This is a genomic window from uncultured Clostridium sp., assembly GCF_963515715.1.
GTDB lineage: Bacteria > Bacillota > Clostridia > Clostridiales > Clostridiaceae > Clostridium_AW.
This window is the reverse complement of record NZ_CAUPZS010000043.1, coordinates 1-23,226: the sequence shown is the minus strand read 5'-3', so window position 1 is coordinate 23,226 and position 23,226 is coordinate 1. Positions and strand designations below refer to the sequence as shown.

Genomic DNA, 23,226 nt, shown 5'->3' with positions numbered 1-23,226 from the left:
GGAATTAATAATATGGAAATGATGGTAAACTATGCTCTGACCGGTAAAATGGATGGTTATGATTTGAGCATGGATAATCCTGTATTCAACAAATATTGTTGTACACTAAACTTAGTTTCTGAAGGAGGAATAATTGGAGAGGTTGTGGGTCTTGATAATATTCTTAAAAATAAAAATATTATTCATGTTGAAAAGCGATATAATGTAGGTGATAAGATTGAAAAAACAGGAACACTTAGGCATGTAATTATGAGAATTCATATCATTGAAGACAATATCGAAAAACTTATTAATAGCATAAAACAAATTCAAAATAATATTAAAGTTTATGATGAAAATGGATTTCCTATGCTTTTACCACTGTTTGATACTGATAAATTATTTATTTATAAATAGTAAAAAACAAGTATAAATAACATATTACAATGCTGATTGCGAAGATTGATATATTACGATTGTTTTAAATGTAAAAGGAGATATAGTTAAATGAATAAGAATATCACTGATTCTTTTATAGATAATCTTTATAATTTGTCACAGGTAAATTTAAAAACTTCTGTTGAGTTTCAGGCTAAGAAATGTTTGTTAGATTATTTAGGTGTTACTTTTGCTGGAGCTAATTATCTTAAAGAAAAAGGGGAAAAACTTCTTAGATTTACTAGTTCGACTCAAGAAGATGTTGCTGTAATTGGATTCAATAGACGAGCTAATTTGTATGATGCCGTTTTTTTGAATGGTCTTAGCTCACATGCAATGGATCTTGATGATGGAATTCGAATAGGTGCATTACATCCAGGGGCACCTATTCTTTCTGCATTGATTTCTGTTGTTGAGAAAGAAAATATAAATCCAAAGAAATTCTTGACTGGAATTGTTGTTGGATATGAAGCAGCAACTAGGCTTGCTCGAACTTTACAACCATCTCATTATGAAAAAGGATATCATACCACAGCTACGTGTGGAACTATCGGCGCAGCAATAGGAATATCTATAGCTATGGGTTTTACCAAGGAACAAATGAAAAATGCGTTTGCATCAGCAACTATTTCTGCATCAGGTTCGCTTAAGGTATTGGAAGAAGGTTCTGAATTGAAACCATACAATGTTGGGAGAGCTTCCCTTTTAGGATTAATTTCAGCTTATATGGCACGAGCAGAATTTTTAGGACCTGAAAATCCGTTAGCAGGAGATACAGGTTTTTTAAATATGATGGCTGATCAATATGATATAAAGTATCTAAATTCAGTAGAAAATGATTTCCTCTACATAGATAAAGTTTATTTTAAGCTTTATGCTGCATGCAGACATTGTCATCCTTCGATTGAAGCTGCTTTTAACATTCGTAGAAAAAGAGTTTTCAAACCTAGTGAGATTAAAGATATTAGAATAAAGACATATAGGTATGTATTAGGAAAACATGATCATACTGAAATCTATGGTATATCTTCCGCTAAAATGAGCATTCCATATTGTGTTGTTGTTGCATTGTTGCTAGGAAGAGTCGGTGTTGAAGAGTTTAATCTTGAGCTTATAAATAATCCTTCAATTATTGAGTTAGTTAATAAAGTTAGTATATGCGACGATGAAGAAATTAATTCTCTTGTTCCTCAAATGCGCCCAGCTATTGTTAAAATAACTACATATAAGGGAGAATGTTATGAAGAGAGAGTTAATTTTCCAAAAGGAGAGCCAGAAAACCCATTGACAGATCAAGAGTTATTTGATAAATTTAAGTTTTTGGCTAAATTTTCCAGCAAGACAGAATCGGAAAGCAATAAAATTATTAATTGTGTTATGAACTTAGAAAATAAATTGGAAGAATTATTAACATTACTATAATTTTTAAAACATTGTGAATCTAACAAAAGGGAGAAATTTATATGAGTGAAAGAATGAAGTTCATTTTAGGAACTATGACTTTTGGATCCCAGGTCAATGAAAAAGAAGCAGAAAAGATGTTGAATTTATTTTTAGAGTCTGGTCATCAAGAAATAGATACAGCATATGTTTACAATAATGGTTTATCTGAGGAGATTTTAGGTAGTATCTTAAAAAACATTCCAAACAATAGTTACAGTATTGCAACAAAAGTTAATCCTAGAATTACGGGGAGGTTGGATGCAGAAGCAATCAATATGCAAATTTCTAAATCTCTAAGACGATTATTAAAAGAATCAGTAGATATTCTTTATCTACACTTTCCTAATCATGAAACACCCATAGAGAGCACATTGGAAGTATGCGCTGAGCTTTATAAGGAAGGGAAGTTTCGAGAATTAGGGTTAAGTAACTTCCCAGCATGGATGGTGGTAGACGTATGGCATATATGTAAACGGAATGGATGGCCAGTTCCTACAGTTTACCAAGGCATGTATAATGGATTAAGTCGAAAAGCTGAAGATGAACTGTTTCTAGCTTTGAGAAAATTAGGAATTCGTTTCTATGCTTTTAACCCTTTAGCAGGTGGGATTTTATCGGGAAAATATAATAACTATGAAGAAGAACCTATATCAGGGAGATTTACATTTAGGACAAATTATAAAGAACGCTATTGGAAAAAGTCTTTTTTTGAAGCTTTGAACTTCATTTCTTCAGCTTGTCGAGAAGAAAATATTAAAATTGTTGAAGCCGCTTATAGGTGGCTAGCATTTCACTCCTGTTTGGACATAAATAACGGAGATGGGATACTTATAGGAGCCTCAAATATAGAACAACTAATGCAAAATATTCTATTGTTAGAGAGTGGACCCCTACCAGATAAGATAGTTGCATCTTTCGATGCAGCATGGCAAGAGACTAAGTCAGATAGCCCGCAATATTTTCGATTTCTCACAAAAAAGGAGGATAGCAATTATGATAGAGCCTAAGAGATTTCATGCACTATTGGAAGAAGCCGGGATTAAATTTTATACTGGAGTACCAGATTCATTACTTAATGATTTTTGCCTTTATTTATCAAATAACATGTCAAAGGATCAACACATCATTGCTGCAAATGAAGGAAATGCAATAGCAATTGCAGCAGGATATTATTTAGCAACAGGAACAGTTCCTTTAGTATACATGCAAAATTCTGGCATAGGTAATTCATTAAATCCACTTATTTCTTTAACAAATAAAGAAACTTATGAAATACCGATAGTTTTATTAATAGGATGGCGTGGATCACCAGATATTGATGATTGGTCACATCACAAAAAGCAGGGGGAACAAACAACAATATTGATGGAAGCATTGGATATACCTTATCGTATTCTTGAAGGTGATGGAGATAAAGTTTTTGACTTAGTTAAATGGGCAACAGAAACAGCGTTACAACAAAGCTGTCCAACGGCCATATTAGTAAAGAAAGGAGTTTTAGCAAAAGATAAGAAAGAAAACTTGCTCTTACAAGAAAGCGTCTATAGCATGAGTCGAGAAAATGCCATAGAATGTATTATCAACCTTTTACCACAAGATACAATTTTTGTTGTAACAACTGGCAGAGCTACTCGTGAGATTTTTGAAATTAGGAATAAGTATGGTAAAGGGCATGAATGTGATTTTTTAAATGTAGGTGCGATGGGACATGCATCTTCAATAGCTTTGGGATTATCCGTTGGGAATAAAAATAGATTAGTTGTTTGCTTAGATGGCGATGCATCGGCAATTATGCATTTAGGATCTTTTATAACAGCTGGAACATCTGGACAATCAAATTTGCTCCATATTGTTTTAAATAATGGAGCACATGAATCAGTTGGAGGACAGCCATCAGCGGGATACAAGGTTAATTTTACAGGTATGGCAGAAAATGCCGGATATAAGACTGTAGGACACGCAGTGAAGGATAGAGAAGGTTTAGAAAAAGCTGTTGAAAAACTTATGGAAGCTAATGGTCCTGCTTTTATTGATATGAGAATTCGAAAAGGTATTCGAGAGGATATTCCGAATCTAAATGTATTATTAAGCGATGCTAAGAAGCAACTTATGGAAGAACTAAAGAGTAATTAATAAAAAATTGATTTATACAATCTTTATACATGGTTTAGTTCTATGTAAACAAATATAAAAATGAAAGGGAGTGAAATCATGAAAGAAACAAAAATGTTTTTAGAAAAATATGGTTTGCCATCAGGAGATGCATATAATCTCCCTACATCCATAAAACGATTTTCAGATGGTGCTCAATACAGATTTGAAGTACCTGGCATTCAAGGACCAGTTGCAATGAAATCTTTGTTGGAAGAATTGGAACGATTAGAGATTTCAATACATCGCGTAACACAAACCAAGGGTATAATGCTACTATCTGATGATGAAATAAAAGAAATGCAAAAATTGGCGAAAAAATACCAAGTGGATTTGATTCTTGCTGTTGGCCCAAGAGCGACATATGATACAAGTGCTTCAGTATTAACACCAGAAGGTCAAAGAATGGGTTATAGGTTAAGGGGGCAGGATCAGATAGTACGAGCTATAGAGGATATAAAAAGAGCAGCTTCATTTGGATGTCGTTCATTTTTGGTATATGATGAAGGATTACTGTGGGTGTTGAATGAAATGAGATCTAAGCATGCAATATACTCTGATATAAAATTCAAAGTGTCTGCTCATACTGGACATGGAAATCCATGTTCTGCAAAGCTTCTAGAGAGTATTGGTGCAAATTCATTCAATCCTGTGAGAGACATTCAATTGCAAATGCTATCAGCTATAAGACAGACTATTGACATACCATTAGATGTACATACCGAAAATCCAGCTTCATCTGGTGGGTTTATTAGGCATTATGAAGTCCCAGAAATGATTAGAGTTGGTTCACCTATTTATCTTAAAACAGGAGGAGCAGTTGCAAAAACACATAGTTGGGAAACAACTGAAGCTGATGCAAAAAAGAGAGCTAAACAGATTCAACTTGTTAAGAGAGTAATAGATAATTACTATCCTGAGGCTATATGCTCCCCGAAAGGATCAATTAAGTAACTTAAGTTGTAATTAATTATTAAAAACTATATTAATTGATTAAATTAGACAGAGATAATAACGAAGTATTAATAATATATGCTGAGTAGAGGAGAAAAAAATGAGACACCATAAATATAAACAGGATTATAAGTTTATTAAAGAGCCTATTGAATTTAATAAGTATACAGAGAGGTCAGTATTACAGTATTGTGTAGGTGCTACGTTATATATGCCAGCAAAAAAAAATTTTTTTGACATCATTGTAAATAATAAAATTCCTGGGCTCACTTCAATGGTAATGTGTTTTGAAGATGCTATATCAGAAGATGAAATACCAGCTGCTGAGGATAATGCAATTAATTTGTTGGATAAAATTAATATAGAGATGAAGAAAGGTAGCCTTTCAATAAATGATATTCCTTTGATGTTTTTTCGAGCTCGTTCACCTATCCAGTTTAAGAATTTTACTAATAGACTAACGCAGGAACATGCAAGAATTATTGCGGGATTTGTGTTTCCTAAGTTAACAACGAATAATGGATATGAGTATTTAAGCCATCTAAAATGTTTAAATGATGATTTGGGAGAAATTTTATATGGAATGCCTATATTGGAAAGTAGTGAGATTGCATTCGAAGAAACGAGAATATACGAGTTAACAGGGATAAAAAATCTTTTAAGGCCCTATCATGAGCTAATTCTAAATATTAGGGTAGGAGCAACAGACTTTTCTTCATGTTTTGGTGTTAGAAGAGGAATTGATCATTCTATTTATGATATAGTTACTGTAAGAGATTGCCTTGCTGACATATTGAATTTCTTAAGTAGGGAAAAAGATGATTATGTTTTATCTGCACCAGTTTGGGAGTACTTTTTGGCTGATAAGAATATAAGTTTGCCAAATTTATTAGAAAGTGATATACATAAATCACTTTTAAAACGTAATAAAATTATTAATGAAGCTGTGGATGGGCTATTAAGGGAAGTAATACTGGATAAGGCTAATGGATTCATTGGAAAAACAATTATTCACCCCTCACATTTAAAATATGTCAATGCCATGCAATCAGTAACAAGGGAAGAGTACGATGATGCTTTGCAGATTTTACAGACAAATGGGGGGGTGATAAAGAGTGCTAAGTCAAATAAAATGAATGAAATTAACCCACATATATATTGGGCAAAAAGAGTTTTTTCCAGAGCTGAGGCATATGGGGTAATTGAGAATGAAAGCAGTTTTGCAGAACTATTCTCATAATTTCTATCAAGATGATATATTATAACTTTAGATTAAGATAAAAATGCAATTGTGGCTAAAAAGAAGGTGAATTAATGATTAAGATTAAAACTCCAATTTCGGTTGAGGATATTCAAGGATTAAAGGTAGGAGATATGATTGAGATTTCAGGTCATATCTTTACTGGAAGAGATGCGGTTTTGCCAAAAGTAGTTTCCTTAATAAAAGAAGAGGAGCTAGGTAAGTATGGAATTGATTTGGAAGGAAGTATCATTTTTCATACAGCTGTAAGCCCTGCAGGTGTTGGGCCGACTTCAAGTAATAAATATGATATTGAGACTAGTATTCCTTCACTATCAAAAGCTGGAGTAAGGATACACCTTGGTAAGGGGGGATTAAGCGTTGAAACTAAAAGAGCATTGGAAGAAAATAATTCATTATATGCAGTAATACCTCCGGTTACTGCCTTACTTCAAAGTAAGCTTATAAAGCAGGAAGTTAAAGCTTTTCCAGAAGAAGGAATGGAGGCTTTTCATTTATTGGAAGTTAAAGATTTTCCGGCAATAGTAGCCATTGCCCATGGAAAGTCGATATATTAATGATAGGAGCAAAACATGAATACTAATGATGTGATACACAAAAAAGTTAAAAATACATTAATTAAAGCAGCATCTATGTATAGATTGGATCAGGTTCAAGCGTTTAAAAATGCTATATGTAATGAAAAATCGCCAAGAGCTAAGTGGATACTTGAGAATATTTTTCAAAATTCTGTACAAGCAGAAAATAATCAAGGACCATTGTGTGATGATACTGGAATACCCCATTTATTCATTGAGTTAGGAAGGAATAAACAACTAAGTGGAGATACCTTAGAAGCTATACATGAAGGAATAGCTGAAGGGTTAAGAGAGCTGCCTGGGAGACCTATGTCAATAAAAGGAAATTATATTGAGAGGTTGGAACAAATTGGAGGGCTAGATGAAGATCCTGGAGCGGTTGTATCTGCTCCTCTTATGATGAAATATGTTGATGAAGATGTTATTCGATTATATATATTGCTACAAGGGGGTGGACCAGAGATAAGAGGCAGGACATATAGAGTTTTCCATCAACACAGCATGGAGGTTATTGTGGAGGAGCTGGTAAAATGGGCAAGTGAAGAAGTAGGTAAATTAGGATGTACTCCTTGCTCAGCGGCAATTGGAATTGGAAGGTCTCATTTTGAAGCAACGTCACTAATGATAGAAGCTATGGCTAAAGGTAATTTTAGCAAGCAAAATAAGTGGGAAAAAGAAATAACAAAAAAAATTAACCAGACTAATGTGGGACCATTGGGTTTAGGTGGGGATACAACAGCACTTGCAACATTTTTAAACATAGGTCCTCAAAGAGCAAGTGGTGTGAGAATAGCATGTCTTAGATTGTGTTGCTGTGTTGAGCCAAGAGTTGCCAGTGTATTATTATGATGAAATTAGCTAATTGAAGAAGTTAGTTAATAAATAAGTTGTTAAGCAAATATCACTATTATTAAGGATAGATTTTAGGATAATAAGAAAAGGTGATAAAATGAAATTAGGTATAATGCAACCATATTTTTTCCCTTATATAGGTTATTGGCAGTTAATAAATGCAGTAGATAAATATATAATATATGATGATGTGAATTTTATAAATAGAAGTTGGATAAATAGAAACAGTATTCTGATAAATGATGAGAGTAAGAGGATAAATTTACAATTGATAGGTGCAAGCCAAAATAAGTTAATTAATGAAATTGAAGTTTTAGAAGATATTATTTATAAAGAAAAATTACTTAAAACTATTGAAACTTTTTATAGGAAGGCACAATATTACTCTGAGGTTTTTCCTGTAATTGAGAATATTATTAATAATGATGAAAAAAATTTGGCACGTTATTTAGAGTATAGTATAAAAAAAATTTGTGAGTATTTATATATAGATACTGAACTCATTGTTTCATCTACTATAGATAAAAATAATGGGTTAAGAGGTCAAGATAAAATTTTAGAAATTTGCAAGATACTTGATGGAGATGAATACTACAATGCAATAGGTGGACAGGAACTATATTCTTATAAAGATTTTGAGTCTAAAAATATTAAGCTTAGATTTTTAAATACAGGAAAAGTTGAGTATAAACAATTTAACAATGAATTTGTACCAAACTTATCCATTATAGATGTTATGATGTTTAATTCTATAGAAGATATAAAAAAAATGTTAGATCAGTATGAGTTGCTGTAGGAAATAATTCAAAAGAACAATATAATTGATTGTATACTTTGTAGAGTAATTATTGTTTAGGGAAAATAGTAAATTTATTAAGCGGTAAGAATAGCATAAAATAAAAATAGAGGTGCGATTAAATTGAATAACATATTTTACGATTTAATGACTTCATGGCTAACTAAAGATGGGGTGCATTCAACAGAATTTTTATTTCAATGGATAGAAGAACAAAATAGAAATTTGAAGGTTAAAATAAATAAAATATCTTTAGATGAAAGCGATTTTTGGTTTTATGATAATAAATCTCATTGGATAATTAATAAAAACAAGAGTTTTTTTTCAATAGCTGGAATTCAACAATATAAAAATGATATTTTAATTAATGAACAACCAATTATTATACAAGATGAAATAGGATTACTAGGCATCATATGTAAAAAGATAAATGGCATTCTACATTTTTTAATGCAAGCTAAAATAGAACCAGGAAATATAAACAAGGTTCAATTGTCACCTACTATACAAGCAACAAAAAGTAATTTTACACAAAAACATGGAGGGAAAAAGCCTGCTTTTTTTCAACATTTTATGAAAGCTACAGCAAAACAGATACTGGTAGATCAAATACAATCTGAGCAATCCTCTAGATTTTATAAAAAAAGAAATAGAAATGTTATTTTAGTGACTGATGAAGATATAGTTGAGACAGATAGTCATAGATGGATGACATTAGGTCAAATTAAAGAATTAATGCATTATAATAATATAGTAAATATGGATACACGTACTGTACTTTCATGTATTCCTTTTGCTCTTATGGAATTGGGGAAATACGGATTGAAAAATATTGAAAATGAATGCAATGATAAAGCTCTTTTGAATTCATTAGTTGGTGCTGCAAAGCAACAAGTATTAGTAGAAATATATAATAATTTTAATAATTATAAAATGTTTAATGAGACTAGAACAAAGCTAGTAGGATTAAATTCTTTAAAAAGTTGGAAATTAAAAAATAATGAATTTATTTCTGAGTATTCATCGCCTTTTCATATTATATTTTGTGATATTTCCATAGAAGGACGTGAAATAAAAGAGTGGACACAACCGTTGTTTGAAGCTAAAGAAATCGCCACATTTGGATTAATATGTTGTGTTGAGGATGGAATTAAGAAGTTTTTAGTAAAAGCAAAATCAGAAGTTGGATGTTTTGATGGAATAGAATTAGGACCAACGATTCAACAGGAAACTATTAATGGTAATTATGAGGATGAAATTACAAATTTATTTTATAAAAAACTTTCTCTAAAGGAAGGAATTATAATAGATGTGTTGCTTTCTGAAGAAGGAGGACGTTTTTATCATGAACAAAATAGAAATGTAATAATTGAAATAGAAAAAAATGAAATTTCATTGGATTTATTACAAGGCTATTTTTGGAGTGATTTTAAAACACTAAACACTCTAATTCAGGTGAATAATTGCTTAAATATACAATTGCGAAATTTGCTTTCATTACTGGAGGTATAAAATGGACAAACTTAATATAGGTATATTAGGACCATCGGATGTTGCTTTCCGTAAGTTTTTGCCTGCATTAAAAACAAATAAATACTTTGAATATGCAGGAGTAGCAGTAGCAAACTTATATGAAAGAAATCAAGTATGTAATAATAATGAGAACTTGCCATCCGTGATTGAAAAGTCAAAAATAAAATCTGAAAATATAAAAAAAGAATATGGAGGCAAGATTTTTTATAGTTATGAAGAATTAATAAACTCAAATAACATTGAAGCTATATATATTTCATTACCACCAGCGTTACATTATTTTTGGGCAAAAAAAGCTTTGGAACATGAAAAGCATGTATTGCTGGAAAAACCATTTACAACTAATTTAGTAGATACAATGAGTTTAATAAAAATAGCAGGCGAAAAAAAATTAGCTTTACATGAAAACTATGCTTTTTGTTATCATAATCAGATAAATACAATTTGCGAACTTATTGATAGAAAGGAAATTGGAGAAATAAGACAGATTAGAGCTGCATTTGGTTTTCCATATAGGGAAGCTAATGACTTTAGATATAATAGAGAATTAGGGGGAGGAGCTTTATTAGATTGTGGTGGATATCCAATTAAATTAGCTACATTGCTTCTTGGTAAAACGGCACAAATAAAGACAGCTAAATTAAATACAGTAAAAGGGCATGATGTTGATATATTTGGAAGTGCCACTTTAGAAAATTGTGATGGAGTTACTGTACAGGTTTCTTTTGGGATGGATAATGTATATAAGTGTGAAATGGAGATATGGGGTAGCCAAGGGGTTATTTATGCTCCAAGAATTTTTACTGCACCAGCAGATGTAAAATCAACAATAATAAGTAAAAAGGAAGAGGAGAAGATAATTGAAATTCCTAAGATGGATCAGTTTTTAGGATCAATTAATCATTTTTATGATTGTATTGTAGATGATAATGTAAGATTACGCTCATATAAAGAGATTGAAATACAAAGTAAACATATAAATGATATTTTTAGTTTAAACAAAGGAGGTGTTAAATAGTATGATTTCAAAATTAATACCAGTTGTAAAACCATCAATGCCACCTTATGAAGAATATATAGAAGAAATAAAAGATTTATGGGAAAATAGATGGCTTACTCATACTGGATTTAAACATCAAACATTAGAGAACGAGTTATGTAGATATTTACAAGTAGATAACATTTCATTGTTTGCTAATGGACATCTTGCTCTTGAACTTGCAATTAACACACTAAATTTGTCTGGTGAAGTAATAACGACTCCTTTCACTTTTGCTTCAACTACACAAGCTATTGTGCGTAATAAATTAACCCCAGTTTTTTGTGATATACATGAAGATGATTATACTATAGATGTAAATAAAATTGAAGAATTAATAACAGAAAAGACATCGGCTATAATACCAGTTCATGTTTATGGTAATATTTGTGATGTTTATGCGATTGACAAAATAGCAAATAAATATAATTTAAAAATTATATATGATGCGGCACATGCATTTGGTGTTAAATTAAAAGAGACAGCTATTGGGAAGTTTGGAGATATGTCTATGTTTAGTTTTCATGCAACTAAGGTTTTTCATACAGTTGAAGGTGGAGGATTAACATATAGTAATCCAAAGTATACATCAAAATTAAAAGAACTTCGTCAGTTTGGAATGGAGGGGCAAGAAAATGTGCCTATAATTGGAACTAATGCTAAAATGACAGAAGTACATGCGGCCATGGGTATTTGTAACCTTCGTCATGTAGATAGAGAAATAAAAAAGAGAAAAAAAATAGTAGAGAGATATATTGAAAGATTAAGTAATATTCAAGGAATTAAGTTATGTAAGCCTCAGGCAGAAATAAAGAAAAACTATGCTTATTTTCCAGTAGTATTTGATGGGTATAGATTGAACCGTAATGAGGTATTTGAAAAATTAAAAGAAGATAATATTTTTGCTCGAAAGTATTTCTATCCTCTTACTAATAGTTTTGAATGTTATAAAGGAAGATTTGATATTCAAAAAACACCTGTTGCTGAGTATATAGCAGATAGAGTTTTATGCCTTCCACTTTATGCAGATTTGGATTTGGAGGATATTGATAGAGTTTGTAATATTATCTTAAATAGTTAACTTTAAGATATATTATTTAATTAGTTGAAAGACTGGAGGTTATGACATGAAAGGTATTATCTTGGCAGGAGGGAAAGGAACACGCCTTTATCCAATGACTTATGCTGTTTCAAAACAACTTTTGCCGATATATGATAAACCACTTATTTACTATCCATTATCTGTACTTATGTTAGCAGGTATTAAGGACATACTTATTATTTCAACTCTAGAAGATACACCAGTTTATGAAAAACTTTTAGGGGATGGTTCTAAGCTAGGCATAAAATTAACATATAAAGTTCAGGAAGAACCAAGAGGACTTGCAGATGCATTTATACTTGGTGAAGAGTTTATAGGTGATGATAGTGTATGTTTAATACTTGGTGATAATGTATTTTATGGTCAGAATTTAACAGGATTACTTAATCGAGCTAAAAACTTAAAAAGAGGCGCCACAATCTTTGGATACCCAGTTAAAGATCCGCGTTCCTTTGGCGTAGTTGAATTTAATGAAAATAATAAAGTAATATCTATTGAGGAAAAACCAGAGAATCCAAAATCAAACTATGCAGTACCAGGACTTTACTTTTATGATAATGAAGTTGTGGAAATAGCAAGGAATATTAAACCATCAGATCGTGGAGAAATGGAAATTACTGATATAAATAATATATATTTAGAAAAAGGGGAGCTTAATATAATCTTACTTGGACGTGGTATGGCATGGTTAGATACTGGGACACCAGAGGGCATGCTTAAAGCTGCAGAATATGTTGAAGCAGTTCAATCAAGGCAAGGATTTTACATATCATGTTTAGAAGAAATAGCATGGCGTAGAGGATTTATAAATAAGGAGCAACTAAAGGTAATTGGTGAAAACTTAAAAACGACAGATTATGGTCAATATATTTTATCTTTATTAAATGAATAAAAAGTCATTAATAATAGAGGAGAAAATTGAAATGAAAACAATATTAGTTACAGGTGGTGCTGGTTTTATAGGCAGTAATTTTGTGAAATTAATGCTTAAGAAATATCCTGACTATAAAATTATAAATTTAGATGCACTTACCTATGCAGGTAATTTAGAAAATTTAAAAGATATTAAATATATTACAAACTATACTTTTATAAGAGCAGACATAAGGGATAGAGAAAAAATAGATGAAATATTTACAAACTATGATATTGATTATGTTGTAAACTTTGCAGCAGAGTCTCATGTGGATAGAAGCATTGTTGAGCCGGAAATATTTTTGACAACCAATATAATTGGAACTCAGGTTATGCTAGATGTAGCTAAAAAACATTGGAATATTAGTCCTAATGATAAATATAGTAAAAAATATAAAAACGGAGTTAAATTTTTGCAAGTATCCACTGATGAAGTATATGGAGCTTTAGGCGTAACAGGAATGTTTGTAGAGACAATGCCACTTATGCCTAATAGTCCATATTCAGCATCCAAGGCCAGCGCAGATATGATAGTAAGAGCATATCATGAAACTTTTGGTATGCCAACTAATATTACTCGTTGCTCTAATAATTATGGTCCATATCAGTTCCTAGAAAAATTAATACCTCTTATGATAAATAATTGTTTAAAGGATAAGGATCTACCTGTGTATGGTGATGGAATGCAAATAAGAGATTGGCTTCATGTATTAGATCATTGCACAGCTATAGATACAGTATTACATAAAGGTGTAGTTGGAGAAGTTTATAATGTGGGTGGAAATAATGAAAAGGCTAATATAGATATAGTTAAACTCATTATAAAAACTATGGGAAAGTCTGAAACATTGATTAGACATGTAAAAGATAGACCAGGGCATGATAAAAGATATGCTATTGACAATACAAAAATAACAACGCAACTTGGCTGGAAACCATCATATACTTTTGAACGAGGAATAAAAGAAACAATTGAATGGTATTTAAACAATACAGAGTGGATTGAAAATGTTGTATCTGGTGATTATATGAAATACTATGAGGAGATGTATGAAAATCTTTATCAAATCTAGGATGTTATTTAATTTATTATTTAGGAGATAGAAGTATGTCACAATATAAAGAATTAATTAATAATTATTTAATGACAATTAATAAGATTTTTAAGGTAATTTATTTAAAACAAAAAAATAATGAAATTGATGAACAATTAATGGGATATATAAACAATTTAGTAGATATTTTTGTAACCACTACTAATTTATTTAACCAGTATAAAATACAGGAAAAAGATATTGAAATATTAATAGAAGAAATATCTAATGATTTAGTTTATGTAATAGAACTTATTAATAATAATGAAATATCAGAAGGTATAGAATTATTGGTAAGTAAGATTAATGATAAGTTTCATATATTTACAGATTTATTAAATAAAAATTTAAGGTATAAGATATTAATATATGGTGTAAACGATATTTCACTTAAAATAAAGGAATTAATTGATTATGATAATAGTGATTTGATTTTCTATATAAGTAATAATCCAGATTATTGGCACAAATATATAGATGATATATATATAATACCAATGGAGGAAGTTATAAATTATAATTATGATTATTTAATAATTGCGGATAAAGATTTAAATGTTTTAAATGCAGCACTGATTAACGGAAAAGTAAGTAATGAACAAATATTTAATTATATGTATTATGTATGTAATTTCGGATTTTATGGAAGTCCAGAGTTTTTTACTCAGTACAATAATTTTATAAAAAATGATAAAAGATATGATGGAATAATAACAGGGATATCTTATACTCAAAAGGGAATTAATGCTGAGTTGTTGCCAAGGAGGTTTTTTAATTTTGCTTGTGCATCTCAGGATTTATTTTATGATTATGAAATGATGAAGTATGCTTTAAGTTTTAATGAAACTAGGGAAACCATTAAATACGCTATTATAGGACTTTGCTATTATTCATTCCAATATGATTTATCTAGAGGAGGTGGCAAATACAGAAGTAATTATTATTACAAAATAACAGATAAATATCATAATTATGATTCATCTGATGAAAGTAAAAATTTCTATAAAAAGTTTTGTGAAGTAAGCAAAAAGATCTTAAAAGCTAATTATGATGATGTATTGTATGAAATGTTAAAGGAACAACATATTAAAATTATAGAAGATAGTAAAATGAAAGAGCTTAATAGTTCTTTATTAAATAATAAAGAAAAAGATGAATATATTAAACAAACAAAAGCAAAATACAACAAAGATTATCCATTAACAGTAGAGGAAAACAGGAAAATATTAAAAGATTATTTAGACATGTTGTATGCAAATAATATTAAGCCAATTGTTGTAGTTCCTCCTGAAACTGAGATGTATAGAGAAAATATTTCAATTTCTATTAGGGATGAATTTTATAAAATAATAGATGAGTTTCAACAAAAATATGACTTTCAGTATTTGGATTATTTTTATTCTAATGATTTTACAGATAATGATTTTTATGATGTAAGCCATTTGAATAATAAGGGTTCTGAAAAATGGACTAAGTTATTAAGCAGAGATATTGAATGGTAAATACTTTAGGAGAAATTGATAAATGGAAAGTAAGAAAAGAAAAATAGAGGTTATCAAATCTAAAGATAATAATTATGTTTTAAAAGTAGATAATAAACTTGTATATAGTAAATTTTATCCTCTAAAGGATGCAGAAAAATTTATGGAAGGCAATAAAGAATTAATTTTAAATAAAGAATATATTGTTATGTATGGACTTGGATTTGGATATCATGTAAAAGAGCTATTAAAAAGAATACCTTTAGATTCTAAGGTATTTTTATTTGATTTAGATATGGAAATACATGATATTGCAAATAAATATAATCTCTTAGAGGATATAAAAAAGGATAATAGAGTAAAAATCATATTGGGAAATAACAAGAATTTTTATAAGGAGTTTATAGATAAGATTTCTTCAGTAGAAGATATTATAGTTTATGAACCACTGTTAAAGGTTTTAGAAGATAAACATAATAATTTTAGAGAAGCTATAAAAAGTTATAAAATAGCTAAAATTAATTTAGAAAAATTTGAATACATTATGAAAGAAAATGAAGAAATAAATATAAAAAATAATTATGATAATATAGGTGAATTTTTTAAAACATTTAAATTAGAGAATAAACCTATAGTAATTGCATCAGGAGGCCCTTCTTTAGAAAACGACTTAAATACTATGAAAGAAAGAAGAGAATATATTAAAATATTTGCAGTGGGGAGAGCTTTAGATATTTTAATGAAAAATGGAATAAAACCAGATATAATCACTATATTAGATCCAAGCGAAATGGTTTATAATCAAATAAGAGGTTATGAAGATTTAGATGTTCCTCTTTGCTTTTTATCTACAGGTTCCAGATGGGGAGTACAAGCCTATAAAGGTCCTAAATACATATTTTTTAACAAAAAATGCAAATGGAATAAGGAAAATATTATAGTGGAAACAGGTAAAACCGTAGCTATACCTACCATAGATTTAGCTATAAAGGCTGGAGGAAAAAAGATTATTTTATCTGGTCAAGATATGGCTTTTGTAAATAATAAATTTCATGCTGGTGATAAGGATAATATCAAAGAAAATAATTCTTATCAAAAGGTATTAGGAGTAGATGGAACTTATTTAAATACCACTTCGGGCATGTTAGAATTTAAAAAAGGGATAGAAAGACTTATAGAAAACAATAAAAATGTTGAATTCATTAATTCAAGCAGAGGAGCTAAAATAGAGGGGACTTTGGAAGATGATCTAAAGTCAGTTTTATAAAAGTGAAATAATGAAACTAAAATATAATTATAGAAGAGGGAATAGAAGAAACAAAGTAATGGATAAAAGATACTAAATTATTAAAGTAATTGTAAAAATCAAAGGAACTAAGTACAGAGTGGCATCCCTTAGAAAATGGGTTCCGATACTATATACTTAGTTCCTTTTGTGTAAAATCGTATCTTTGTTATAATTATAATTATATCAACTCACTACTATATTAAAACTATCCCTATCATTTAAATAATCTGTAGCCTCATAAATTATCTGTTCAATAGCTTGTTCATCTAAGTTTAATGTTTTAAGAGCAAATTCTGAAAAGTTATAGGATAATCCGTCATTACCAAGACCTACCCCTAACATCATTGTTATCGAATCTGCTATGTGAACTATGGAAACTAATTTTGGGTCTGTTTCTGATAATTCAGGAGAGTGGTGATAACGAATGCTTTCTACTAAAGATAAAGGGAAGTTCCATTTTTGGGCTACTTCAGCTCCAATTTCCCCGTGGTTAAATCCTAACACTTCTTCCTCAGCTTCTATAAAGGTTTTACCTTCATTTTCTACTTTGTTTATTATGGTTCCATATTCTTGAGCTACATAATAATTTAATATGGTTTTACCTATATCCCTTAAAAGTCCTGAAATATATGCTTCTTCAGCTTTTGGGTACTTTAGCTTTTTAGCTATAAATCTTGCTATTATAGCACAGCTTTGAGATTGATTCCATAGGTCATATTTTTCTAGTCCATATCCATCTGGCAGCTCCTTTATAAGAAATTGACTTACAGCAGAGGCAAGCACTAGACTTTTTATTGCTTTAGAACCTAAGAGCACAGTAGCCTCTGACACTGTGGAAATTCTTCTAGCATAACCATAATAAGTGGAGTTAGCTAATTTTAATATTTCTGATGTAAGACTTTGGTCCATCAATATTTCTTTTTCTAAATCTTTTATTGTGGAATCTGGATCTTCTGTAAGAGATATTATTTTACTTATTCTATCAGGTAAAATAGGCATGTCTTCAACTTTATTAATCAAATTATCTAAAATTATTTTTCCCATGTTTTTAACACCCATTTCCTAAATTATATTCTTGTATATTATTATATATTATATATCGTCATAGGTCAGTAAATTCTTGAATCCTTTAATAAAATAATTTAATTCATATTATAATTTAATTAAATACCCATTATATACCTGTAAAATATTTACTTTAAATAGAGAAAATATAAAATTTGCATAGTATAATAGAATTTAATAAAAGCTTACGAAAGAGGGTATTTTATGAATATAGAGTGGATTGGGGATTTATTAAAAGACTTTGTTTTGGGAATTGCAATACTAGACATAAGAGAAAAAATTTTATGGAGCAATGGTATTCTAGAAAAAATTTGTGGGGAGGAAAACACATTAGAAAAGTATTTTTATCAAATATTTAACTACAGCATAAATAACATTGTCAATGAAGATATATCAGTAAAAATGCCTTTAAATAAAGTTTATACCATGAGAGCTAAATTTATAGATGAAGAAGAAATATTCATATTGTACATAAATGAAATAACTAATTTTAATGACAAAGATACAAAACTCTATTGCCTAGAAGAAATAATAAATTCTATTAATGATGGAATTGTAGTAAGTGATTGTGAAGGAAGGGTTGTTTTATATAATAAATCCCAAGAAAAGTTAGAAGAGCTTTCCTCAAATGAGGTACTTAATAAATATTTATGGGAAGTTTATGGATACGATCCAGAGAATAATCCAGAATTAGCGGAGCATAGAAATGTATACAAAAGTAAGGCTCCAATAATCCAAAAATATAGAGCACATGTATTTAAAAATGGCATACCTAAATATGTATCTTATAGCACATATCCAATAGTAAAAAATGGAGAAACTATAGCAGTTTATTCTATTTGCAAAAACGAGACAAGCCTTCAAAACTTATTAATGGAAACAGTTGAATTAAAAAGAGAATTATTTAGCAAAGGAGAAAATGATAATAAATCAAAGAAGTATAAGGAAAATGGAACTATATATACTTTTGCTGATATTATGGGGAACAGTGAAATTACAAAGAAGGTAATCAAAGAAGCCCAAACCATTTCTCTTTTGCATAATAACATATTAATTGTAGGGGAGACTGGCACTGGTAAAGAGGTTTTTGCCCAAAGTATACACAATTTCGGCAATAGTAGAGAAGAACCTTTTATAGCTATAAACTGCGCAGCAATACCTGAAAATTTATTAGAAGGAATATTGTTTGGAACTACAAAAGGAGCATATACTGGAGCACTGACTCAAAGTGGTCTTTTTGAAGAAGCCAGAAGTGGAACTCTTTTTTTAGATGAATTAAATTCAATGCCCATATCTATGCAATCTAAGCTTTTAAGAGTTTTACAAGAAAAAGTAGTTAGAAGGGTAGGAAGCTCAAGTACAATTCCAGTAGACTGTCGTGTAATTACAGCAGTAAATGAAGATCCAGAAAAACTTCTTAAAGAAAAAAGGCTAAGATTGGATCTTTTTTATAGAATATCTGGACTTTTCTTATACATACCACCTCTTAGAGAAAGAACAGAAGATATTATATCCATCGGAGAATTCTATATAAGAAAATATAATAAACTGCTCAATAAAAAAGTTAAAAAATTTTCAAAAGAACTTAAGGATATCATGATTAATTATAAATGGGAGGGAAATGTAAGAGAACTTACCCACTTTGTAGAAAATGCTTTAGTCAGGGTGGATGATGAGGAAGAGGAGTTAACATTAAATCACATACCTAAATACATAAAAAATAGAATGATTAGCAACTTATCCACAAATATATTAAACTCAAATGAATATAAAACAAAGGATTTACCGAAATTTTTAAGGGCTATAGAGAAAAATATCATATTAGATAGCTTAGAAAAAAATAGATGGAATATAACAAAGAGCGCCAATGAATTAGGAATAATAAGACAAAGCCTTGATTATAGAATGAAAAAACTAAATATCGAAAAATAGAAATTTAATAAGTGAATAGATTTAAATTTTAATAAGTGCATAAATTTTATGCACTTATTAAAATTTTTTGCTATTGAATAATAGTAAAATTTTGGAAATAATGCATAAAACTTATGCATTGAATTTAATGGAGCATAACAAAATAAAAATTATCTTACATTTGGTTTAAAATTCTCATGAATTTTAACTAAAGGAAATCAAGGTCTTAAGGGATTTATGAAAATTAGAAATTATATAAAAGCAAGTGGCATAGAAATTGCTGATTAAATATAAGTAAAATAGTAAAAATCTAAGGAGGCATGTATTATGGGAAAACCAGAAATATTATATTCAGTTAAAGCTCAGAGAGGATCTACGTTAAGATGTAAAGGGTGGAAGCAAGAGACTATTTTGAGAATGTTAGAAAATAATATGGAAAATGCAGAAAAGCCTGAAGAGCTTATTATTTATGGTGGCAATGGGAAATGTGCAAGAAACTGGGAATCTTATCATGCTATAGTGAAGTCCTTAAAAGAGTTAGAAGATAATGAAACTTTAGTTGTGCAATCGGGTATGCCAGTGGCAATTTTTAAGACTCATAAACTAGCACCACGTGTTGTAATGGCTACTACAAATATTATGAAAGCAGATTGGCCTACTTTCTATGACCTTCAAGATAAAAACTTAACTATGTTCGCTCAATATACAGCAGCTCCTTGGGAATACATAGGCACTCAGGGGGTTATAGAAGGAACCTTTGAAACCTTGTCTGCTATAGCTTTGAAAAAATTTGATAATGATTTAGAAGGTAGAATTTATTTCACAGCAGGAGCAGGAGGCATGGGAGGAAATCAGAGTTGGGCAATGAAGATGCATGGCGGAGTTGCAATAGTAATTGACGCAGACGAAAAAGTGCTTAAGAGACGTATTGAAAAAAATTATATGGATACAATGGTTTATTCATTGGATGAAGCTATTGATATGGCTAAAAAAGCAGCAGATAAAAAAGAACCTTTATCCATTGGAGTGGTTGGAAATGCAGCGGATCTTTTCTGCGATGCATACAATAAAGGATTTATGCCAGACATTATAAGTGAAATGTGTCCATGTCATGATCCAATTTCCTATATTCCATCTGGATATACTCCTGAAGAAGCGGATGAATTAAGAGAAAAACATCGTGAATTATATCTAGAAAAGGCAAGAGAATCCATGGTAAAACACCTCAGTGCAATGAACGCTTACTATGCAAAAGGTGTTGAAGTTTTTGAATATGGAACAAGTATTAGAAAAGAATGTCGCGATGCTGGAATGGCAGAAAAAGAAGCATTCATAATTCCAGGATTCGTGTCTGAATATATTAGACCACTATTTTGCGAAGGGCGTGGACCATTTAGATGGACTTGTATTTCAGGAGATCCTGAAGATCTTAAGAGGACAGATGAACTTGCATTGGAAATGTTTAAAGATGATCCATTGGTTACAAGATGGATTACACTTGCAAGTAAGTGTTTACCAATAGAAGCTCTTCCAGCAAGGGTTTGCTACATGGGATTTGGACAGCGTAGAAAATTTGGCTTAGCTATAAATGAGCTTATAAAGAAAGGTGAGATTAAAGGGCCGGTAGCTTTTTCAAGGGATAATTTAGACACAGGTTCCATAGTTAATCCAACTTTTGAATCAGAAAATATGAAGGATGGCAGCGATTTAATTTCTGACTGGCCATATTTAAATGGATTATTAAATTGTGCAGGAATGTGTGATTTAATAGCAATTCAAGCTAACTATTCCATGGGAGAGGCAGTTCATACTGGAGTTACAATGATTGCAGATGGTACAGAGGAAGCTGCCTTAAGATTAGATGTGTGCTTAACTACAGACTCAGGAATAGGCATTATAAGACATGCTCAAGCGGGATATGAAACTGCAAGGGAGATTGCTGAAGGAAAAGGGAAATATACTAACGACAGCATTAAAGTTCCTCTTTGGTGGACACCAGATGCAACCTTTGGACCAGATGGTAGAAGACCAAGATAAGACCTAAAATAATATATTAGGACTTCTAGAAATACTAAACTTGTACCTTTCCACATTGGAGAGGTACAAGTTAATTTATCAAGTGATTCTATCGTTATTAGTTATGGAGTAAAGAGGTGATGAAAATTGGAGAATGGAGAAGGTAAATTAAAGGCTGATTTGGTATTAAGCAATTGCTCTCAATTAGTAACTTGCAGAAAAAAAGCTAAAGATTTAGTTGGAATAATAGAAGACGGATGGATAGCAGTAAAGGGAGATAGAATAGTAGCTTTAGGAAGTAAAGAAGAAGTGTGTAGTAAAGTTGACTATAGTGAAGCTGAAATCATTGATTGTAAGCGAAAAGTAGTTGCGCCAGGATTTGTAGATTGTCATACACATTTAGTTTTTGGAGGGTCAAGGGTAAAAGAATACGTTGCTAAACTTACTGTAAATGATAGTAAAACATTAGAGGACATGGGCATAAGCACAGGAATCATGGTCAGTGTAAATATGACAAGAGACTCATCAGAAGAAGAACTTTATAAAAGTGCATATAAAAGAATCTATAACATGATGTCATCAGGAACCACCACTGTAGAGAGTAAAAGCGGTTATGGGTTGTGTTTAGAACATGAAATAAAAATGTTAAAGATTAATAAAGTCTTAAATGAAAATTTGCCCATAGATATAATAGCTACTTTTTTAGGAGCACACGGATGGCCAGAGGATATTCCAAAAGATAAATATATAGATGTTTTAACTAAAGAGATGATACCTTATGTGGCAGAACAAAATCTAGCAAAGTTTTGTGACGTGTGGTGTGATGATGGATATTACACTGCTAAGGAGAGCGAGAAAATATTAAAAAAAGCAAGAGATTTAGGCATTGAACCTAAGATACACACAGATGCTTACTCTTATATAGGTGGTTCAGATTTAGCAGCTCATATGAACTTTGTTTCGGCAGATCATTTAAATCATACTCCTAGAGAAGTATTAAAAAAACTATCAAAAGCTAAGGTTACAGGAGTGCTTCTTCCCGTTACAGATTTTGCAGTAAATCACTCTAAGCCATTTAATCCAAGACCTATGATAGAAGAGGGGATGACCATAGCTTTAGCTACAAATTGTTGTCCAGGTGCTTGGAGCGAATCCATGCAGTTTGTTATGATGTTAGCTTGTAGAAGACATGGTATGACTCCAGCTGAGGCGCTAAGAGCAGCTACTTTAGGTGGAGCCTATGCACTTTCCATGGAAGAGGATATAGGTTCTTTAGAGGTGGGGAAATTAGGGGATATGCAAATTTGGAATACATCAAACTATGAGGATG

20 protein-coding genes are annotated in these 23,226 nt (G+C 30.6%); 19 read left to right on the top strand and 1 reads right to left on the bottom strand.

Annotation, left to right across the window (positions count from 1 at the left end):
- From RYO54_RS19200 to RYO54_RS19125, 16 genes are all read left to right on the top strand, one after another.
- A partial coding sequence (locus tag RYO54_RS19200; RefSeq protein WP_315122285.1) for a hypothetical protein occupies positions 1-396 on the top strand: 396 nt, incomplete at its 5' end.
- Between the two features lie 90 nt (positions 397-486).
- Entirely contained in the window at positions 487-1,839 is a 1,353-nt protein-coding gene (locus RYO54_RS19195) for an MmgE/PrpD family protein (protein ID WP_315122283.1), read from the top strand.
- Positions 1,840-1,880: 41 nt separating this feature from the next.
- A complete protein-coding gene (locus RYO54_RS19190; RefSeq protein WP_315122281.1) occupies positions 1,881-2,867 on the top strand; it encodes an aldo/keto reductase in 987 nt (328 codons plus the stop codon).
- Positions 2,854-3,993: a phosphonopyruvate decarboxylase gene (aepY, locus tag RYO54_RS19185; protein WP_315122280.1), complete on the top strand. Its 1,140-nt coding sequence runs from the start codon at positions 2,854-2,856 to the stop codon at positions 3,991-3,993. The genes RYO54_RS19190 and aepY overlap by 14 nt, the downstream gene beginning before the upstream one ends.
- Positions 3,994-4,053: 60 nt before the next feature.
- The gene (locus tag RYO54_RS19180) at positions 4,054-4,965 is read left to right on the top strand and encodes a peptidase (protein WP_315122279.1); all 912 of its coding nucleotides are present in this window, start codon (positions 4,054-4,056) and stop codon (positions 4,963-4,965) included.
- A gap of 100 nt (positions 4,966-5,065) precedes the next feature.
- Complete coding sequence (locus RYO54_RS19175) at positions 5,066-6,205, top strand: HpcH/HpaI aldolase/citrate lyase family protein (RefSeq protein ID WP_315122278.1); 1,140 nt, start codon at positions 5,066-5,068, stop codon at positions 6,203-6,205.
- A gap of 74 nt (positions 6,206-6,279) precedes the next feature.
- Positions 6,280-6,783 carry a fumarate hydratase C-terminal domain-containing protein gene (locus RYO54_RS19170; RefSeq protein ID WP_315122276.1) on the top strand — a complete coding sequence of 168 codons (504 nt, stop codon included), beginning with the start codon at positions 6,280-6,282 and terminating at the stop codon, positions 6,781-6,783.
- 15 nt (positions 6,784-6,798) lie between these two features.
- Positions 6,799-7,653, top strand: coding sequence for a fumarate hydratase (locus RYO54_RS19165; protein ID WP_315122274.1), 855 nt, complete (start codon positions 6,799-6,801; stop codon positions 7,651-7,653).
- Between the two features lie 100 nt (positions 7,654-7,753).
- On the top strand, positions 7,754-8,452 hold the full coding sequence (locus RYO54_RS19160; protein ID WP_315122272.1) for a WbqC family protein: 699 nt from the start codon (positions 7,754-7,756) through the stop codon (positions 8,450-8,452).
- Positions 8,453-8,575: 123 nt separating this feature from the next.
- Positions 8,576-9,964, top strand: coding sequence for an NDP-hexose 2,3-dehydratase family protein (locus tag RYO54_RS19155; RefSeq protein ID WP_315122271.1), 1,389 nt, complete (start codon positions 8,576-8,578; stop codon positions 9,962-9,964).
- Between the two features lies 1 nt (position 9,965).
- Entirely contained in the window at positions 9,966-11,003 is a 1,038-nt protein-coding gene (locus RYO54_RS19150; RefSeq protein ID WP_315122269.1) for a Gfo/Idh/MocA family oxidoreductase, read from the top strand.
- Position 11,004: 1 nt separating this feature from the next.
- On the top strand, positions 11,005-12,105 hold the full coding sequence (locus tag RYO54_RS19145) for a DegT/DnrJ/EryC1/StrS family aminotransferase (RefSeq protein WP_315122267.1): 1,101 nt from the start codon (positions 11,005-11,007) through the stop codon (positions 12,103-12,105).
- Positions 12,106-12,151: 46 nt separating this feature from the next.
- Entirely contained in the window at positions 12,152-13,018 is an 867-nt protein-coding gene (gene rfbA, locus RYO54_RS19140) for a glucose-1-phosphate thymidylyltransferase RfbA (RefSeq protein WP_315122265.1), read from the top strand.
- 31 nt (positions 13,019-13,049) lie between these two features.
- Positions 13,050-14,114, top strand: coding sequence for a dTDP-glucose 4,6-dehydratase (rfbB, locus tag RYO54_RS19135; RefSeq protein ID WP_315122263.1), 1,065 nt, complete (start codon positions 13,050-13,052; stop codon positions 14,112-14,114).
- A 35-nt stretch (positions 14,115-14,149) separates the two neighbouring features.
- On the top strand, positions 14,150-15,637 hold the full coding sequence (locus RYO54_RS19130) for a hypothetical protein (protein WP_315122261.1): 1,488 nt from the start codon (positions 14,150-14,152) through the stop codon (positions 15,635-15,637).
- 22 nt (positions 15,638-15,659) lie between these two features.
- Positions 15,660-16,883: a 6-hydroxymethylpterin diphosphokinase MptE-like protein gene (locus RYO54_RS19125; protein WP_315122259.1), complete on the top strand. Its 1,224-nt coding sequence runs from the start codon at positions 15,660-15,662 to the stop codon at positions 16,881-16,883.
- Between the two features lie 204 nt (positions 16,884-17,087).
- Here RYO54_RS19125 and RYO54_RS19120 read toward each other — a convergent pair whose 3' ends face one another.
- Positions 17,088-17,948 (bottom strand): HDOD domain-containing protein, encoded by an 861-nt coding sequence (locus RYO54_RS19120; RefSeq protein WP_315122257.1) that lies wholly within the window; start codon positions 17,946-17,948, stop codon positions 17,088-17,090.
- A gap of 225 nt (positions 17,949-18,173) precedes the next feature.
- On the opposite strand from RYO54_RS19120, the gene RYO54_RS19115 reads away from it, so the two are divergent.
- From RYO54_RS19115 to hutI, 3 genes are all read left to right on the top strand, one after another.
- Positions 18,174-19,901 (top strand): sigma 54-interacting transcriptional regulator, encoded by a 1,728-nt coding sequence (locus RYO54_RS19115; RefSeq protein WP_315122255.1) that lies wholly within the window; start codon positions 18,174-18,176, stop codon positions 19,899-19,901.
- Between the two features lie 306 nt (positions 19,902-20,207).
- Entirely contained in the window at positions 20,208-21,917 is a 1,710-nt protein-coding gene (locus RYO54_RS19110) for a urocanate hydratase (protein WP_315122253.1), read from the top strand.
- A gap of 126 nt (positions 21,918-22,043) precedes the next feature.
- Positions 22,044-23,226 (top strand): imidazolonepropionase (gene hutI / locus RYO54_RS19105; RefSeq protein WP_315122251.1); only part of this gene is annotated, 1,183 nt, incomplete at its 3' end.

Bases quoted from the DNA above. Each gene is read 5' to 3' on its own strand.
- RYO54_RS19150 (WP_315122269.1), top strand. From the start codon at position 9,966: ATGGACAAACTTAATATAGGTATATTAGGACCATCGGATGTTGCTTTC.
- RYO54_RS19125 (WP_315122259.1), top strand. From the start codon at position 15,660: ATGGAAAGTAAGAAAAGAAAAATAGAGGTTATCAAATCTAAAGATAAT.
- RYO54_RS19180 (WP_315122279.1), top strand. From the start codon at position 4,054: ATGAAAGGGAGTGAAATCATGAAAGAAACAAAAATGTTTTTAGAAAAA.
- RYO54_RS19115 (WP_315122255.1), top strand. From the start codon at position 18,174: ATGAATATAGAGTGGATTGGGGATTTATTAAAAGACTTTGTTTTGGGA.
- RYO54_RS19145 (WP_315122267.1), top strand. From the start codon at position 11,005: ATGATTTCAAAATTAATACCAGTTGTAAAACCATCAATGCCACCTTAT.
- RYO54_RS19195 (WP_315122283.1), top strand. From the start codon at position 487: ATGAATAAGAATATCACTGATTCTTTTATAGATAATCTTTATAATTTG.
- rfbB (WP_315122263.1), top strand. From the start codon at position 13,050: ATGAAAACAATATTAGTTACAGGTGGTGCTGGTTTTATAGGCAGTAAT.
- RYO54_RS19190 (WP_315122281.1), top strand. From the start codon at position 1,881: ATGAGTGAAAGAATGAAGTTCATTTTAGGAACTATGACTTTTGGATCC.
- RYO54_RS19120 (WP_315122257.1), bottom strand. From the start codon at position 17,948: ATGGGAAAAATAATTTTAGATAATTTGATTAATAAAGTTGAAGACATG.
- aepY (WP_315122280.1), top strand. From the start codon at position 2,854: ATGATAGAGCCTAAGAGATTTCATGCACTATTGGAAGAAGCCGGGATT.
- RYO54_RS19175 (WP_315122278.1), top strand. From the start codon at position 5,066: ATGAGACACCATAAATATAAACAGGATTATAAGTTTATTAAAGAGCCT.
- RYO54_RS19130 (WP_315122261.1), top strand. From the start codon at position 14,150: ATGTCACAATATAAAGAATTAATTAATAATTATTTAATGACAATTAAT.
- RYO54_RS19165 (WP_315122274.1), top strand. From the start codon at position 6,799: ATGAATACTAATGATGTGATACACAAAAAAGTTAAAAATACATTAATT.
- RYO54_RS19160 (WP_315122272.1), top strand. From the start codon at position 7,754: ATGAAATTAGGTATAATGCAACCATATTTTTTCCCTTATATAGGTTAT.
- RYO54_RS19110 (WP_315122253.1), top strand. From the start codon at position 20,208: ATGGGAAAACCAGAAATATTATATTCAGTTAAAGCTCAGAGAGGATCT.
- RYO54_RS19170 (WP_315122276.1), top strand. From the start codon at position 6,280: ATGATTAAGATTAAAACTCCAATTTCGGTTGAGGATATTCAAGGATTA.
- rfbA (WP_315122265.1), top strand. From the start codon at position 12,152: ATGAAAGGTATTATCTTGGCAGGAGGGAAAGGAACACGCCTTTATCCA.